Genomic DNA, 16119 nt, shown 5'->3' with positions numbered 1-16119 from the left:
TACACCAATCCAGGAACCCTCAGTCGGTCCTTTCAGAAACCCCTCTTTTCGGCAGAAGAGGTTTCTTTCTGGCGAGTTTCCCCGGTCCTTTCGGAAACGCTTCACCCGCCTTCGATCAAGGTCTTGCTGTATGGGCGGGGCCTGCTTTCTCGACGAAATAGCGGGCACCCAGCCCCTCAAGGCAGGGATTATATCTTTGCCATATGGCGAAGCAGCTTTACCACACTGTTGGAGTAACCCCATTCATTGTCATACCAGGAAACGATCTTAAAGAACCGTTTTTCACCGGGCAGATTGTTCTGGAGTGTGGCAAGGCTATCATAAATCGAGGTACGAGGATCGTGAATGAAATCGGTAGAAACCAGCTCTTCGTTGCAGTACCCGAGAACACCCTTCAGGTAGGTTTCGGAGGCCTTCTTCATAAGGCTATCGATTTCTTCGATGGAAGTATCGCGAGCGGCGGTAAAGGTAAGGTCCACCACCGATACGGTCGGTGTGGGCACCCGGAAGGCCATACCGGTAAGTTTACCCTTGGTTTCGGGAAGAACTTCACCAACGGCCTTGGCAGCACCGGTGGTAGAGGGGATAATGTTGATAGCCGCAGCGCGACCACCCCGCCAGTCCTTCTTGGAAACCCCGTCGACGGTCTTCTGGGTGGCCGTATAGGAGTGGATGGTGGTCATAAGACCCTTTTCAATACCAATGCCTTCTTTCATGAGAACATGAACAATAGGAGCAAGACAGTTGGTGGTACAGGAAGCATTAGAAACCACATCGTGCTTGGCGGGATCATACTTTTCGTGATTTACGCCCATCACGAAGGTGGGGATCTTCTTGGTTTCGTCGGCACTCTTGGCAGGGGCCGTGATGATTACCTTCTTAGCACCCGCTTCCAGGTGACCCCAGGCCTTTTCATTGGTAAAGAGACCGGTGGATTCAATCACATATTCCACTCCAAGCTTAGCCCAGGGAAGATTCTTGAGTTCCTTCTCGGCCATGACACACTTAATTTCGTGACCATTTACCACAAGGATATCGTCTTCTGCCAGGGAAGGATCACTCTTTTTAGAAGAAATCTCAGCCTTCATCTTTCCCTGGGTAGAATCGTACTTCAGCTGATAGGCAAAATACTGGGCATCGGTTGCCACATCGACTACGGCTACCACATCAATCTTATTTTTCCCTAACATACCCTGATCTACCAGGGCCTGGAATACGAGCCGCCCAATCCGGCCAAAACCGTTAATCGCTATTTTCATGTTAACCCCCAAATCGGTAATTTTGTACTGAAACAGTACGCAAAAATCCAGGATATGTCAACGGGTTCTAAAAATTGCAAAATCTTGAAAGATTGGCCCTGGCAAACTCCATAACGGAGTAAGGGGGGGATGATTCTAAAAATTGCAAAACCGTAACAGGTTCCGGCGACTTTCCACGAGATTCTTTAGCTCCTCAAACATGGCGGGATTTACTTCCTGGGCGATGGGGAACACATAGGTTTCCGTCTCTTCGGTATACCGGGTAATGAAGTCCACATCCATCACAAAACCAAGGGAAATCATGTTGGAAATTCGATCTGCCACCTTAAGCACCTTCGCCCGGTAGGAGCCCTGGGTCCGTACCCGCGATAAAAAAACCGCCTTACTTTCTTCTGGCTGGCGGCTTACTTCCAGGACCAGCCGATACACATCAGGACTTTCCTCATCGATACAGAGCATCAGGGCAGGCTCAAAATCAGGCACATCTTCCAGGAGATCGTGAACCACCGAAGCCTTAAGGAGCACCGAATCGATATAGCCGTAATCAATGAGAATGGCCATAGTGTCGATCTGATGGCGAAACATGTTGCCCCCTCCCTGGCGCCGCTTACCAATAAGAGCGGTCGCGAGCTGGATGTAGGGGGCAATATGCATCTCCTTAAGGCGGAGCATTTCTTCGGTGTTCATGATCGGCCCTTACGAAAGATCCCGAATATACAGAGAAAGTTTTTCGATGCGACTTCGCACCTCTGGGATTTTTGCCTGTTCTGCCTCTACGAGTTCCCTCGGAGCCCGTTCTATAAACTGAGGATTCTGGAGTTTTTGTTCGAGGGTCTGCAGGTACTTCCGATCCCGTTCAATTTCTTTTTCGAACTTTTCTTTCAGTTGCACCCGGTCTACTACCGCCGCAATATGCACCCACAGTTCATATCCTTTCCCCACCAGGACAACGGTTCCTTCAGGGCGCCGCATCTCACCTTCCCTCAGGTCCTCGATTGAAAGATCTTCGAGCCCCGCCAGGAGTTCCATAAGGGCCACATGGGATTGAATAAACGAACGATGGGGATACTCAGCAGCCACTTTAAGGTCCACCCGAATCTTCTTGTCAGGGGGTACCGTACATTCACTGCGGAGGGTCCGAATCTGACGGACCATATCCTGAAGACTTTCGAAGGCCCCTTCCACCTCAGGACTTTCCCGTTCCGCTCGGTACGAAGGATAGGGAGCAAGGATCAACAGGCCCTCCGTATTGGGAAGCTTTTGATAAATCTCCTCCGTAACAAAAGGAAGCAGGGGATGGAGGAGCCGTAGCGATTCGGCAAGCACATCCAGGAGCACCGTGGTGGCCCGGTCCTTTTCCTGAATATCTTCCCCTTTCAGAGAAAGTTTGGTGGCTTCCACATACCAATCGCAGAAATCGTTCCAGAAATATTCATAGGCCGCCTGGGCCGCATCATTAAAGCGATAGCTCTCCAGGGCCTCCGAAACGGTTTTCGCCGCCCGATTCAGCCGATGGTAGATCCAGCGGTCCACGGGAAGCAAGGCAGGACTGGACACCAGTTGTCGCCCTTCCAGGTTCATAAGAATATAGCGGCTGGCGTTCCACACCTTGTTAGCAAATTTTGAACCGAGTTTGAAGGATTCTTTATCGATGAGTACATCCTGACCCTGGGCGCACATATAGGCCAGGGTAAACTTCAGGGCATCGGCCCCGTATTCTTCCACCAGTTCCAGGGGATCAAGGCCATTTCCCAGGCTCTTTGACATCTTGCGGCCCTGCTTGTCCCGTACCAGGCCATGAATGTACACATCCCGGAAGGGGGCCTGGCCAGTAAATTCGAGGCCCGCCATGATCATCCGGGCGACCCAGAAAAAGATGATGTCGTAGGCGGTTACCAGGGCCGTGGTGGGATAGTAGCGCCTGAAATCGGCGGTATCATTGGGCCAGCCGAGGGTGCTGAAGGGCCACAGCCAGCTGGAGAACCAGGTGTCGAGCACATCCGGGTCCTGCTCAAGCTCGGGGGATTTACAGTAGGGACACTCCAGGGGTTCTTCCCGGGCCACCACGATTTTTCCGCAGTGCCGGCAGTACCAGGCGGGAATTCGGTGCCCCCACCATAGCTGACGGCTAATACACCAATCCCGGATATTGGTAAGCCAATGTTCATAGGTGTTTTCCCATTTTCGGGGATAAAACACAATGTCCCCCCGCTTCCAGGCAGCCAGGGCCTTTTCTGCCAGGGGCCGCATCCGCACAAACCATTGTTCCGACAGGTAGGGTTCTATCACCGTATGACACCGGTAACAGTGGCCTACCGCATGGGTAATCGGTTCTTCTTTTACTAAGAGTCCCTGGGCTTTCAGGTCCTCCAGTACCCGTTTTCGAGCCTCCACCACTGAAAGGCCCCGGTAGGGGGGTGGGACCTCTTCGTTCAATTTCCCCTGGGGGGTTAAAATATTGATAAGGGGGAGTTTATGCCGCTGAGCCACTTCCCAGTCGTTGGGATCATGGGCGGGGGTAATCTTTACCACCCCCGTTCCAAATTCCCGATCCACATAGGTATCGGCCACCACGGGAATGCGTCTGCCGGTAAGAGGCAATTCCACCTCTTTCCCTACCAGCTGGGTATACCGGGTATCTTCTGGGTGAACCGCTACTGCGGTATCTCCCAAAAGAGTTTCCGGGCGGGTGGTGGCAATTTCCACAAAAGCAGCCGGTTCACCACCTACCACGGGGTACCGAATATGGTACAGGACCCCAGGGACATCTTCGTGTTCCACCTCATCGTCCGAAAGGGCGGTTCCACAGGAACTACACCAGTTCACCAGGTAATTTCCCTTGTACAGGAGCCCCCGCTCGTAGAGGGTGACAAACACTTCTCGGACCGCCCGGGATAGCCCTTCATCCAGGGTAAACCGTTCCCGGCTCCAATCTACACTGGCCCCAATCTTGGCAAGCTGCTGCGAAATAATCCGGTGATGTTCTTCTTTTACCTTCCAGGTTTCAGCCACAAAGGCATCCCGTCCCAGATCATGGCGGGATTTTCCTTCTTTTCGCAGTCGTTTTTCCACCACATTCTGGGTCGCTATTCCCGCGTGATCCGTACCAGGAACCCAAAGGGTGGGTTCCCCCTTCATGCGATGATAACGTACGATTATATCCTGCAAGGAATTATTAAGACCATGCCCCATATGGAGCACCCCCGTTACATTCGGCGGGGGAATCACCACAACAAAAGGTTTTACTCCTTTTTTATCCTTAGGTTGAAAGCTCCCCGATTCTTTCCAAAGGGCATAAATTCGATCTTCAAAGCTTTTAGGGTCATAGGCTTTTTCTAACTCCACGGCATGCATGGGCCGACTCCTTGGATGAAGATGCTCCTGGTTTTCAGAATCCCCGTAAGCTTTAGAGCGATCTAGGATTTTTTCTGAAAACACACAAGCGTTCAATGGTAGTGGTTGTTATACTAATTAATTGCCCTAAAGAATGCAACACCACCGATTAGGTTTTTCCCCGGGCGAGTACCTGGGTGATATACCGTTCCACTTCCTCAATGTGTTCCATAGGAGTGGAAGCGCCGGCGGTAATACCTATTTTTTCGTATTTTAAAATATCAGGCGATAACTCTTCTGGATCTTCAATATGCCAGGCGGGTTTACCGTGCTCCTTGGCCAATTCGTAGAGCCGGCGCGTATTGGCCGAATTCTTACCACCCACCACAATAACCGCGTCCACCTCTGCACATAGTTCCACCAGGGCCTCCTGACGCTCCTTGGTGGCAAGACAGATAGTATGTTCTGTAATAAGGTGGGGAAAACAGGTCTCCAGAATCGTCCGGATTTCCTCGTACTCCTCAAGTAAAAAAGTGGTCTGTCCCATAAGAACCACAGGACGATCCTGCCACCGGGACGCCCACTGAGAAACCATATCCCGGGCATATGACGCGGATGGAATAAGGATGGCCGAGGGGGTATACCCCACAATTCCCTGGATTTCCCCATGCCCCGGATCACCGGCTAAAAACACCACATAACCTTGTCGGCTATACTGTTCGGCCTTTCGCTGACTACTCTTTACCTTAGGGCAGGTAGCATCTACGATGGCCCCTCCCCGCTGACGAATTTCTTCTTCCACCTGGGGAGCAACCCCATGGGCACGAATTACCACCGTAGTTCCTTCAAGGGAAGAAGGGAAGACCTTCGTATCAAGGACTTTGACGCCGAGTTTTTTCAAGCTTTCTATGGTTCGAGGGTTGTGAATAAGGGGACCGAGGGTCACAAGCGAACTAGCACTACCGAGCTCAAGTTGCTGGTATACTTTTTTTATCGCCCGCTCAACCCCCATGCAATATCCACAGACCCGAGAACGAATAAGTACCATCGGCTTCGTCCTTTTTCTACTTGTTAAAGAAGGGCCTTATCCGGAGTATGAAGAAAAGGCCCCTGACTATTGTGTTACTAACCAGAGGATAAGATTATGTCTCCTCAGAGTACCCACCCCATCCTCTTTAATTTTTCATTTAAACAACACAGGGGATCCCCACGTACAGTTGGGCATCCCCCTCTTTTTTTCAAAATCTTTATTACTTCTTGATCTAAAAAGAAACCCTATTGTTCTCTATTAGGCCTTCTTTACCTGGGCAACACCGCTTAGGGCTTCTTTCTTTTGGGCCCGCTTTTCCCAGAAAAGAACCACCGCACAGGCAATGAAAATAGTAGAATACACACCACTGGTCATTCCGATAAGCAGGGCCAGGGCAAAATCCTTCATGGTTCCGGTGGTGAAAATAAAGAGAGAAAAAACCGCAAACATCGTAGTAAGGGTGGTGATAAAGGTTCTACTTAAGGTCTCCGTAATGGCCCGGTTCACATTCTGTTCAAACGAATCATCAGGGTACAATCGAAGAACTTCCCGAACCCGATCGAAGATAACGATGGTATCGTTGATCGAATACCCCAGGATGGTAAGGATTGCGGCGATGGTGGTGGTGTTAAACTCCATTCTGAGCCACGTAATAAAGGCCACCATAATGAGCGCGTCGTGGAGGATAGCAAGCACCGCACCCAAGGCATAATGGAACTTAAAGCGGAAAGATACATACACCAAAATAAGCAACAAGGTAAGAGACACAAGCATCCCCGCCTGATCAGTTAGATGTTTTGAAAACCGGGCACCCACATAGTCAGTACGGAGGAAAGCGACTTCTCCCTCTCCAAAGGCATCCTCCAAAGCTTTGGCAACCTTCGCCGTGGTAACCTGCGCAAAATTGGCTTCCTTCCCTTTATCATCTACCCGGATAAGGAATTTTCGATCCGTTTCTTTACCCAGCACCTGGACTGAAACACCCGCAATGGACGATAGGGCAGAACGAACCTCCCCTATACGGACGGCGGCCCCTTCACTGTTAAAATAGTGGACCCCATAAGGCTCAGAGCCAAGACGGGGATTTCCCTGGGCACTCTGCACTAATAGATTTGTAGGGATATCCTGTCCGGCAGTCCGTTCTACTTTAAGCCCCTCTATGGGCTGTAAGGCATCAATAAGTTGCCCCAGGGTTTGGTACTGACTGTAGGGGAAACTATAGGTCTTTTTTTCTACATCGGTTCCTGAAATGACAATATCAAGCTTAGCACGATCCATCGAAATGGAAGCAATTCCCTTCCCCGTATAGGTCAATTTAAAAGCGGTAGGCGCAAACTGAATTTCCTGGATAAGCCCGGCTTGGAAATCGACCCCCAGATTAAAGCCCCCCAGCACTACATATCCTACAAGCCCCCCGATAATAAGAAGCAGGGAAACAATGATGGCCGGTACAAAGAATTTAGAAAATGGGATAATCCGTTTCATTACTTGACCCTCCAGCTAATGGAGACCGTCTGTTGCTTAAGCACATCGGTACCAAAATCAAAGATAAGGCGAGACACAAAGAGGGCGGTAAACACAGAAGACACAACCCCGATGGCAAGGCTCACCGCAAAGCCCTGGATAGGTCCACTTCCCAATTGGGAAAGGAAAAGGGCCGCAATAAAGGTGGTGATATTGGAGTCCATGATGGCCCAGAAAGCTTTATTAAAGCCCGCTTCAATCGCCGCTCGACGACCTTTACCTAATCGGAGCTCTTCTTTAATACGCTCAAAGATAATAACGTTTGCATCCACCGCCATACCGATCGTAAGAATAAAACCGGCGATACTGGGCAACGTAAGGGTAAGATTAAAGGCTGAAAGAATACTCAGCATGATAAAAAGGTTAAGGATCTGGGCAATCATCGCATTGATCCCTGCCCCTTTGTAATAGAGGAGCATAAAGACCATTACCGCTGCGATTCCTCCTAGCAAGGCATTCAAGCCCCGACGAATGGTGTCTTCCCCGAGGGAAGCCCCAATAGCCTGTTGACTGACAGGTTCAAGCTCCACCGGAAGGGCAGCGGTCCGCAAAATGAGGGCAATATTCTGGGCTTCTTCTAAACCAAAGCCCGTAAGTCGAACCGATTCCCGAATCGGCTCTTGAATTACCGCTCGTGACTTTACCTTATCATCCATCACGATAGCCAGGGGCTTACCAACATTCGCACTGGTAAGCTTATAGAAAATTTCCCCCCCCTCATCATCCAGAAGGAAGGTAACCTCCGGCCGGCCACTCAATTGGTCTCGATTTACCAGGGCATTTTTAATATGGTTACCATCAAGACCCACTTCCTTCTTGATAGCCACATAGCCCACAAACGAATCCAGGCCGTACTTATCCTTCTCATACATACCCCGGATTACCACATCAGAAGGAACAATAGTGGGATCGATAAGGTTCCCTTCGCTATCAAAGGTATCGGTGGGATGTTGTCGGTAATAGGCAAGGAATTGATTGGTGGCTTCTTCATCTACGATATGGAACGCCAGGCGCCCCTTTCCCATGATGATGGCATTAATCCGTTCAGGGTCTGCGGCACCCGGAATTTCAATGTAGATTTGATCGGTTCCCTGACGGCGAATGACCGGTTCGGTAAGCCCAAATTTATCGATCCGGCTATTCAACACTTCCAGGGCCCGGTTCATCGCGTCTTCCCTGTCCGCATCGGTAAGATCCCGACCAAGACGGGCCTTTACCGAATCGAGGTTGGCTTGAATCACCACACTCATACCACCAGAAAGGTCCAAACCAAGCTGGATGGCGCTCTGATGTAAATCCTTGAGGGAAAGAATTTCATCCCGATATTTCCCCTCGATTGCATCAAGAGCTTCCTTTTCTCCTGCAAAAGCAGCCAGGACTGCCCGGGCATCCCATTTTTTAGGCATCTGCACTTTTGCAAGCCGGTAATTCTCTTTTGCTATGGGAATAAGAAAGGAGAACTTCTCAGGCAACTCCTTCCCTTCCCGGGCAAGGACCTTCAGATCCCGCAGATCAGCCTGGGCCTTCCGATTGGCAAAATTCTTAATTTGTTCCCGAGAACCAAGGGCCAGGGCTTGCTCCTCCTTAGGCACCCAGAAATACCAGCGCAGGGTCGGATACAAAAAAGCAAAACATACCGCGACCGTCGCCAGGATGATAAAAAACCGATACCGTTTACTCATGCCGTTGCTCCACCCTTTCCTGATTCTAGATTTTAAATCAGTGAAAATTATTTCTTTTCTTCGGTTACCGTTTCGTCCGATGAGGCTTTAGCCGCTTCCAGCACACTGGCGATGGCATTCCGGCTAAACTCAATCTTGGTGGCATCATCCACCTTAAGAACTACCGTGGTGTCTTTCACGGCGTGGATAATCCCGTGGACTCCACCGATGGTGACCACCTTATCCCCTTTTTTAAGGGAGGCAAGCATTTTTTCCGTCTCTTTCTGCTTTTTGTTCTGAGGCCGGATAATCAAGAAATAAAAAATCCCGATCACTAAAAGAAAAGGAATTAAACTCCCCACAAAAGAGGCGGTGGTGTTAGCCGGTGCGCTCTGTAAGGGAAACAAAGAAAAGAAAGATTCTATCGTGGTCATAGATACATCCTTTAGATACAAGAGTTCTAGCTAAAATACCACAGGCTCCTAGAACGGTCAAGCACATGGAAAAAGTCATTTAAAACCAGTACAGAGCTTTCAGATTATCAATTTTGAAAAACAAAAACGCCAGAGAAGGTTCCTTCCCTGGCGTTTATCTTTCCTACAAAATCAGAACCACTGCTTCTCAAAAAGGAAAAATATCTCCCTAAAAAGGGCCTCCTCTTTTTTATAACCGGCGGTGGCTACTATTCAAGACAGTGGTAATCCTTTTATCAAAAGAGAAAAAGCCGAGCGAACCTTTTCAGCGACCTTCCTGCCCTTTATTTATTAATTATAAGATAAAGACAAAACCTTACAAAATTTTTACCTTTTGCACTTCTATCGGGAAAACCCCGAAAAGTCGATCAAAGGGAGCATCGGGACCATAATTGGTACCCGCAACCCGATTGTATATTTCCGCAAAGATGCGCAGTTCCTCTTCTCCTGCCTGAGGATTATGGCTAGGTGGATACATCTTAGAGTACAAAGCCGAAGCATAGGCCGCCCGGAACAGACCCTTTTCAGCCAACTCCCGGGTACTGAGTGAACCATAACGTTTTTTCGCCTGCCCATCCACCACCGCCACCGGGCCATCATACCCAATGGTAAACACAAAATCCTCTCGCGAAATCATAGACTTTACCTACCCCCAGGGGGAGGTACCAGCCCATCAGCGGTTCCCTCCCCTTTATTTTTGCTTCTTATTCTACCGGAGAAAAATCATCCTTTCCAGCCCCACACATGGGACAAACCCAATCGGCAGGGAGCTTTTCAAAGGGAGTCCCCGGTGCGACGCCGTTGTCGGGGTCCCCCGCAGCAGGATCGTAAATATAGCCACAGACATCACATACGTATTTCTTCATTCTTCGCCTCCTTTTCTTTTACGCTTTCCACAACCCATGGAGGTTGCAATATTCCCGGGCTGTTACGGTGCTTGCCTGGACAGCAAATTCCGCTACCGGTGTATCTCCCGGTTTAAGGTACTTGCGATATCGGACCCCATCGGCCACCAGTTCAATCCATTCAATATAATGCTTTTCTTCCATGGGATGGAGTACCGAACCCACACTCACCTTGTAGCCGGTGCTTGTCTTTTCAATCACCGGCACATGTTTTTCCCGGGCCCCATCGCTGGTGTTTTCAACAAAAAGCCTCATGGGTTTGCCGCAGCAGACAAGGTCCCCCACACCCTCGTGGAGCACCTCTACGATATTACCACAAATATCGCACTTGTAAATACCAAATAACACGGCCATAGATTTTCCCTCCTTAGGACTACCAATTTTCTGCAAGCAGTTCAAAATAGGCCTGGGGATGGGCACAGGCGGGGCAGGCCTTAGGCGCTTCCAGGCCTTCATAGATATAACCACAGTTAAGACAACGCCACATCACCGGGTGGTCCTTTTTAAATACCGTACCATCCAGAACATTAGCTCTGAGCTTTTCGTACCGTCGGGCATGTTGCTTTTCTGCAACCGCAATGGACTCAAAAACCGTCGCAATGGCCGAAAAACCTTCTTCCCGGGCAATGCGGGCAAATTCGGGGTACATGGTCTGCCATTCGTAATTTTCCCCACTGGCCGCTTCCAAGAGGTTTTCGGCGGTGGTGCCAATGAGGCCGGCAGGGAAGGAAGCTTCTATCTTTACCTCCCCCCCTTCCAAAAACTTGAAAAGCCGTTTGGCATGCTCCTTTTCCTGATTCGCCGTTTCTTCAAAGATCTGGGAAATCTGGATATACCCCTCTTCCTTCGCTTTGCTGGCATAGAAGGTGTACCGATTCCTGGCCTGAGACTCTCCCGCAAAGGCGGCAAGCAAGTTTTTCTCAGTACGCGTTCCCTTTAAGCTGGCCATAGGCGCCTCCATTATAAAAATCGCAGGAAACCAGCCTTTCCGCCGATTTCCTTCCCTAAGATTATAAAGGGAGAAAGAGAAAATATCAATTAATAATGATTATTAATTTATTAAAAAGAGGGAGAATTATAAGCTTCCGTATTGTTTTTTGTATTTTTGAAGTCGAGGATGATCGGGATTCAGGGCAACCGCCTGTTTATAATAGTACAGGGCCCGGCGTTCATCTTTCCGGCGATCATAAATTTCGAGCATACTGATAAGCGCATTGATATTACGGGGATCTTCAAAAAGGCTTGAACGAAGATCGTTCAAAGCCTGCTCTTCGTCGGTTCTCAGGAGGCTGCGCATATAAAAATACTGACTTCTCCTTGCACCCGCAGGGACCTGGGTTAGCCGCTGGTCAATAAGAGTTTGGGCAAGGTCCCGTTTTCCTGAGAGAATCAGGGCCTCCACATATAGCAAAATAGTGTCATCGCTTTCGGGGGAGGCCTGAAAAAGGTCCTGAGCTATCGCAAGGGCCCTGGGATGGTCCCCCAGACCCTTATACACCTGATACAGAAGCATTTTATCAGAGGAAGAGCCTCGTTCTTTAAGGAGCATTTCCCCATAGGTAAGGGCCTCCGACCAGGTTTCTCGGGAAATGGCATTCTGAACCACCAATTCCAGAATGGGAGGCGAAAGGGACCCCATACTCATAAGCTGGCTTAGCAGGGCCTGGCCTTCGTTTTTCTCTTCCTGCCGGGAAGAACCCAGCAGGAGTCGCACAAAATAAGAAAGCCCCTCCACATTATCGGGATAGGCCTTTACCAGCGATCGAAGATAGGTAAGGGCCGCATCTCGATTTTGGTAGCCCTCCATTTGAAGTCGGGCACGAAGATACAAATACAGAGGATTGGTTGCATCAAATGTGGCATAGGCATCGAGGGCTGCGGCAGCCTGTGAGTATTTTCCCTGTTCTACGAGGACATGGGAACGAATAAGGAGGAGTTCCGTATCCTTCGTATCCCGTTGTAAAAGTTCTGCAACCGCCATTTCTGCCCGGGACCAATTACGAGATTGATAATAGACCAATGCCATTTGCCGTTTTATGGTGCGACTATCAGGATAGCGGGTAAGACTTTCCTGGAGAAGTACAAGGGCCTCCTGGTAGGCCCCCTCCTTTGCTAACAGCTTTGCAAGATTAACCGCCGCAGGATAACAATCTGAGGCAAGTTCGTAGGCTTGCCGGTATTTTCGCATTGCCTCAGAGGTATTATTCCGTCGTTCATCTATAATCCCCCAAAAAAGGGGAACCAGTACCGATGAAGGAAACAGCTGAGATGCCCGCATGAGGTCCGGCTCTGCCACCGCTAGCCGTTCTAGACGGGTTTCCTGAAGGTACGCCAGAAAGGGAACCACCAGTTCTATAAAATCTGTAGAGGTAGCAGCCGCGGGAACATAGGCGTTCCGCTCTATATCCCGTAATATTTTTGTGTAGCCGCTGGTAAGGGGAGGATCTATGGGAGGGAAATCCCCCCCAATATCAGGATATACCCGTTTCAGGATGGTGACAATAACCCCATTCATGGCCCGGCCAAATTCGCTTTCTCCCAGTTCTCTGCTTCGAATAATATCAAGGGCCCGTAGAAGACTTGTAGGATTACCCCGTTCTACCAGTTGCCGGATTTCTTCCGAAAGCCCCCCAGAGCGGCCTGCAGAAGCGTTCGGTGGGTCCTTTATTCCGATAGGGGTCTCTTTTGAGGTCCGTTCGTGGGGAGAAGAAACACAGGAAACATAGAACAGGACGCTGAACAAGAGAAGGAGCCCTACCCTCTGCATAACCATCTTATTCTGTTCCGTCCTTTGAAAGAGGTCTTTTATGAGGACGTTGTATTCTTTGCTTTTTATGCACCTCTTTAGGTTCGAAGGGAAATAAAGAAATGAGAAAAAGCATAAGACCCCCTATCAAAAGGAAAAGGGGCCACCACGTAATAAGAAAACGACGGAAGGAGAAATCCACCACATGGAAAGAAAATATGAGCAGTACCACTCCGATACCGACAAACGCAATGGCAGGTACTAAAAATACCGCCACTGGTTTTCTTTTATTAAAACGGATTACCGGTATAAAGGAAAGTCCCGCAATAATAGCAAGGAGAGGCCACAATCGATAGAAAGGAATGGGAATAATCTGGAGGGCTAGACCCAACACAAGAAGCCCTATCTGAAAGCAAAAGGCAGAAAAGTATAGGTACCCACTTTTTCGGCTCACCTGAACCGCCGTATACGCAAAAAGGGCGCCCAGAATCAAAAAGAAAGCGGCGGGCAATACCACAAGTTTAGAGACCCCTTTCACTATAGAAAGACAGAGAATACTCCCCAGGATGGTGAAGGTTACTCCCAGCGTAAACAGTAAACGACCTATCCAAAAATGGTGTAAGGAGTTTTTCATTTGTATTGAGTATAACGAGAGATACCACTTCTTGCCAATGGGAAAAGGCCTATGGTAGTATCAAATTCCCATGAAGTGGCCTATCGCGTATCAAAGATGGCGGGGAGAACCTTTCTCAAAAAAGACATGCCTTCTTTTTTTAGTAATAGGGGGGCTCCTTTTTTCCTGTGTTTTGACAGACAAATCGTCCCTTTTCTCCGATTCCTACTTTACCACCGCTCCCACCCAATATCAGGCTAGCATCCTGTCAGATCTCTTTAGCCTCCTCCAGGAAGAAACATATCCGGGCGAAACCCAGTTTTCAATTGTACGAGAAATAGCTACCCAATATCTCCAGACAAAGGATTACCATCGGCTTATCAACTTCGTAACCCTCTGGAGCACCACCCATCCAGAGGATCCCTATCAATCATACCTTCTTTTCATGGTCGCCTATGCCTATCTTGAGCAGGGGATGAAACCGGTGGCGGCCCTGTATTTTGATAGGATAGTGAAAAACTATCCCGATCTTATGGTACAGGGCAAGTCTATTCATCTGGAATGTCTTAATAGGCTTATCGAACTGGTACCCAACCCGCAGCAGCAGATCTGGTATTACCAGGAATTGATAAGCCGCTTTCCCCAGTACATTGATCTTGGGAAAGCCTATTTTCTCCTTGCAAAAAACTATGAAAAAATTGGCAAATGGGAAGAGGCTATTCAAAATTATTCTAAGTTCCTTCCTTACTATACCAGCATCATACCCGGATATCCTGACGCCCTTGACTATGCAAAAAAAATAGTAGACTTTTATAATTCCCCGAAGGATTGGACCTTTGATTCTTTAGACTCCCTGGTTAAAGCCATAAAGGGGGCCCTGGATTCGGGTAATAGTAACCTCCTTAATCGCTATAAAGCAAAGGTAAACTTTTTTGCCCTTTCCTGGGGACAGGAATATGACGATCGTTCTAGTGGAGAGGAAGTAGCCTTTTCGCCCTTTATGGCGGGGAACAGGATCCGCTATGCCGCTGAGGTCGACGCAAGTTCTAATCCTAACGAGGCTTTTCTAAAAACCTGGGGATGGAGTCAACGGATGTCCACCTGGTACTTTTACTTCCGAAAAATTAATTTTCCCGCCGACCCCAATATCCATGGCCGCTGGGAATGGGCAGGTATTTTCTATGGGGAAAAACTATGAAAAAAGAAATAACCCTGTTGGTGATCATCATTCTGGGGGGCTTAGGAATAGGTTCTGCCCAGGACGTCGTAGAAACCCTTCAAAAAACAGAAAGCCAGGAAATCGAGATACCCCTTCGTCCTATCCGGGGGAGTGGGCCCTTCACAGGGGAAGAACGGACCTTTTCTGTAAACGGAGTACCCCTCTCCTGGCATGGGAAAGAGGAGCGTCTCCTTTTTATACAGGAAGGCCTGGATCATCCGCTTACGAAAAAATACCTTGCAAGCTACACAAGTCCAGAGGGTAAGAACTGGCTTTCCACGGTGTTCCGCCGGAGTGAACCCTATCTGACATTTATTCGCAGGGAAATAGAAAAACGACAACTTCCCCTGGAATTCGTGTTTTTACCGGTGATTGAGTCAGCCTATAGTCCTCGGGCGGTAAGCAGGTCAGGCGCCACCGGCCTCTGGCAGTTTATGAAAAACAGTTCCATCTATTTTGATATGAAAACCACATCCTGGATCGATGAGCGGCGGGATTTCTGGAAAGCCACGGTAGGAGCCCTGGAAAAATTAAAAGAGAATTACGGCTACTTTAAGGACTGGCCCCTGGCGTTAGCGGCCTACAATGCAGGGGTAGGTGCAATTCAAAGGGCCCTGGCCCGCAGTGGTGCCAAAACCTACTGGGAATTGATAGAAAAAAAGGCCATATCTACTGAAACCACCCACTATGTACCGAAATTCCTTGCGGTGGCGGAAATTCTTTCCCATCCTGGCCGATACGGCCTTGAACCCTGGTGGCCAGAGGTAATTGAATGGGAACGGCTTCCTGTAGGAAGAATGGTGGACATTACCTTTTTAGCGGAAAAGGCCGGCATAGAACCCCAATGGTTACAGATAGGGAACCAGGAACTTACCCATGGGGTAACTCCAGCAGACAAGAACTATCAGCTAAAGGTTCCGCGGATGCATGTGGAGGCTGTACAATCGGTGCTTTCCCAAAAGGATCTGGTACTCCTCCGTTACTACTACTACACTATCCGTTCAGGAGATACCCTTTCGGCCCTTTCCCGCCACTACGGGGTATCGGTGGATCTTATAAAGAACGCCAACCCCGGAATTCAGGAACGTTACCTGAAACTGGGAAGCACCATCAAGATTCCTGCCTTAAAACAGGTGGGAGAATACCAGCGACCGGCCCCCACCATCGATGATTCTATTCAATTTAACGGCCGGCATCTGGTAAAGAAAGGGGAAACCCTGTGGTCCATCGCCCTGGCTTACGACGTGGACCCGGAAATTCTGGCCTCCGTCAATGGGCTTGAGCTTACCTCAATTCTTCGCGAAGGTTTGGTCCTAAAAACGCCGATAAGAAACTAATAAAACCCAAAAAGCTCAA

15 protein-coding genes are annotated in these 16119 nt (G+C 49.1%); 2 read left to right on the top strand and 13 right to left on the bottom strand.

Annotated elements, in window-relative coordinates; genetic code table 11:
- Window positions 1–188: 188 nt before the first annotated feature.
- From gap to C5O22_RS07050, 13 genes are all read right to left on the bottom strand, one after another.
- A complete protein-coding gene (gene gap, locus C5O22_RS07110; RefSeq protein WP_132780523.1) occupies window positions 189–1259 on the bottom strand; it encodes a type I glyceraldehyde-3-phosphate dehydrogenase in 1071 nt (356 codons plus the stop codon).
- Window positions 1260–1394: 135 nt separating this feature from the next.
- Window positions 1395–1946 (bottom strand): hypothetical protein, encoded by a 552-nt coding sequence (locus C5O22_RS07105; RefSeq protein WP_132780522.1) that lies wholly within the window; start codon window positions 1944–1946, stop codon window positions 1395–1397.
- A 9-nt stretch (window positions 1947–1955) separates the two neighbouring features.
- Window positions 1956–4613, bottom strand: coding sequence for a valine--tRNA ligase (locus C5O22_RS07100; RefSeq protein WP_132780521.1), 2658 nt, complete (start codon window positions 4611–4613; stop codon window positions 1956–1958).
- A 148-nt stretch (window positions 4614–4761) separates the two neighbouring features.
- Complete coding sequence (gene ispH, locus C5O22_RS07095; protein WP_132780520.1) at window positions 4762–5640, bottom strand: 4-hydroxy-3-methylbut-2-enyl diphosphate reductase; 879 nt, start codon at window positions 5638–5640, stop codon at window positions 4762–4764.
- A gap of 240 nt (window positions 5641–5880) precedes the next feature.
- Window positions 5881–7107 (bottom strand): protein translocase subunit SecF, encoded by a 1227-nt coding sequence (gene secF / locus C5O22_RS07090; protein ID WP_132780519.1) that lies wholly within the window; start codon window positions 7105–7107, stop codon window positions 5881–5883.
- Window positions 7107–8828 (bottom strand): protein translocase subunit SecD, encoded by a 1722-nt coding sequence (secD, locus tag C5O22_RS07085; RefSeq protein WP_132780518.1) that lies wholly within the window; start codon window positions 8826–8828, stop codon window positions 7107–7109. Before secD ends, secF begins: the two co-directional genes overlap by 1 nt.
- 47 nt (window positions 8829–8875) lie before the next feature.
- A complete protein-coding gene (yajC, locus tag C5O22_RS07080) occupies window positions 8876–9241 on the bottom strand; it encodes a preprotein translocase subunit YajC (protein ID WP_132780517.1) in 366 nt (121 codons plus the stop codon).
- A 355-nt stretch (window positions 9242–9596) separates the two neighbouring features.
- Complete coding sequence (locus tag C5O22_RS07075) at window positions 9597–9917, bottom strand: hypothetical protein (protein WP_132780516.1); 321 nt, start codon at window positions 9915–9917, stop codon at window positions 9597–9599.
- A 67-nt stretch (window positions 9918–9984) separates the two neighbouring features.
- The gene (rd, locus tag C5O22_RS07070; RefSeq protein ID WP_132780515.1) at window positions 9985–10146 is read right to left on the bottom strand and encodes a rubredoxin; all 162 of its coding nucleotides are present in this window, start codon (window positions 10144–10146) and stop codon (window positions 9985–9987) included.
- Window positions 10147–10164: 18 nt separating this feature from the next.
- A complete protein-coding gene (locus C5O22_RS07065; RefSeq protein WP_132780514.1) occupies window positions 10165–10539 on the bottom strand; it encodes a desulfoferrodoxin in 375 nt (124 codons plus the stop codon).
- Between the two features lie 19 nt (window positions 10540–10558).
- Window positions 10559–11134, bottom strand: coding sequence for a rubrerythrin (gene rbr / locus C5O22_RS07060; protein WP_132780513.1), 576 nt, complete (start codon window positions 11132–11134; stop codon window positions 10559–10561).
- A 126-nt stretch (window positions 11135–11260) separates the two neighbouring features.
- Window positions 11261–12952, bottom strand: a complete 1692-nt coding sequence (locus C5O22_RS07055) for a tetratricopeptide repeat protein (RefSeq protein WP_207895360.1) — start codon at window positions 12950–12952, stop codon at window positions 11261–11263.
- Window positions 12953–12959: 7 nt separating this feature from the next.
- On the bottom strand, window positions 12960–13565 hold the full coding sequence (locus C5O22_RS07050; RefSeq protein WP_132780511.1) for a DUF5668 domain-containing protein: 606 nt from the start codon (window positions 13563–13565) through the stop codon (window positions 12960–12962).
- 172 nt (window positions 13566–13737) lie between these two features.
- Here C5O22_RS07050 and C5O22_RS07045 point away from each other — a divergent pair, with 172 nt between their 5' ends.
- Complete coding sequence (locus tag C5O22_RS07045; protein WP_243692899.1) at window positions 13738–14742, top strand: tetratricopeptide repeat protein; 1005 nt, start codon at window positions 13738–13740, stop codon at window positions 14740–14742.
- Window positions 14739–16100, top strand: a complete 1362-nt coding sequence (locus C5O22_RS07040) for a lytic transglycosylase (RefSeq protein WP_243692898.1) — start codon at window positions 14739–14741, stop codon at window positions 16098–16100. The genes C5O22_RS07045 and C5O22_RS07040 overlap by 4 nt, the downstream gene beginning before the upstream one ends.
- Window positions 16101–16119 lie beyond the last annotated feature (19 nt).

It is taken from the genome of Treponema sp. J25, assembly GCF_004343725.1.
In the GTDB taxonomy this organism is placed as follows: domain Bacteria; phylum Spirochaetota; class Spirochaetia; order Treponematales; family Breznakiellaceae; genus J25.
The sequence above is the reverse complement of the archived record's forward strand: the minus strand, read 5'-3'. Positions and strand labels throughout refer to the sequence as shown.

What these genes read in the sequence shown, in the direction of transcription:
- C5O22_RS07100 (WP_132780521.1), bottom strand. Translation starts at nt 4,613, where the DNA reads ATGCATGCCGTGGAGTTAGAAAAAGCCTATGACCCTAAAAGCTTTGAA.
- C5O22_RS07105 (WP_132780522.1), bottom strand. Translation starts at nt 1,946, where the DNA reads ATGAACACCGAAGAAATGCTCCGCCTTAAGGAGATGCATATTGCCCCC.
- C5O22_RS07040 (WP_243692898.1), top strand. Translation starts at nt 14,739, where the DNA reads ATGAAAAAAGAAATAACCCTGTTGGTGATCATCATTCTGGGGGGCTTA.
- yajC (WP_132780517.1), bottom strand. Translation starts at nt 9,241, where the DNA reads ATGACCACGATAGAATCTTTCTTTTCTTTGTTTCCCTTACAGAGCGCA.
- rbr (WP_132780513.1), bottom strand. Translation starts at nt 11,134, where the DNA reads ATGGCCAGCTTAAAGGGAACGCGTACTGAGAAAAACTTGCTTGCCGCC.
- gap (WP_132780523.1), bottom strand. Translation starts at nt 1,259, where the DNA reads ATGAAAATAGCGATTAACGGTTTTGGCCGGATTGGGCGGCTCGTATTC.
- C5O22_RS07075 (WP_132780516.1), bottom strand. Translation starts at nt 9,917, where the DNA reads ATGATTTCGCGAGAGGATTTTGTGTTTACCATTGGGTATGATGGCCCG.
- secF (WP_132780519.1), bottom strand. Translation starts at nt 7,107, where the DNA reads ATGAAACGGATTATCCCATTTTCTAAATTCTTTGTACCGGCCATCATT.
- secD (WP_132780518.1), bottom strand. Translation starts at nt 8,828, where the DNA reads ATGAGTAAACGGTATCGGTTTTTTATCATCCTGGCGACGGTCGCGGTA.
- ispH (WP_132780520.1), bottom strand. Translation starts at nt 5,640, where the DNA reads ATGGTACTTATTCGTTCTCGGGTCTGTGGATATTGCATGGGGGTTGAG.
- C5O22_RS07065 (WP_132780514.1), bottom strand. Translation starts at nt 10,539, where the DNA reads ATGGCCGTGTTATTTGGTATTTACAAGTGCGATATTTGTGGTAATATC.
- C5O22_RS07050 (WP_132780511.1), bottom strand. Translation starts at nt 13,565, where the DNA reads ATGAAAAACTCCTTACACCATTTTTGGATAGGTCGTTTACTGTTTACG.
- C5O22_RS07055 (WP_207895360.1), bottom strand. Translation starts at nt 12,952, where the DNA reads ATGCAGAGGGTAGGGCTCCTTCTCTTGTTCAGCGTCCTGTTCTATGTT.
- rd (WP_132780515.1), bottom strand. Translation starts at nt 10,146, where the DNA reads ATGAAGAAATACGTATGTGATGTCTGTGGCTATATTTACGATCCTGCT.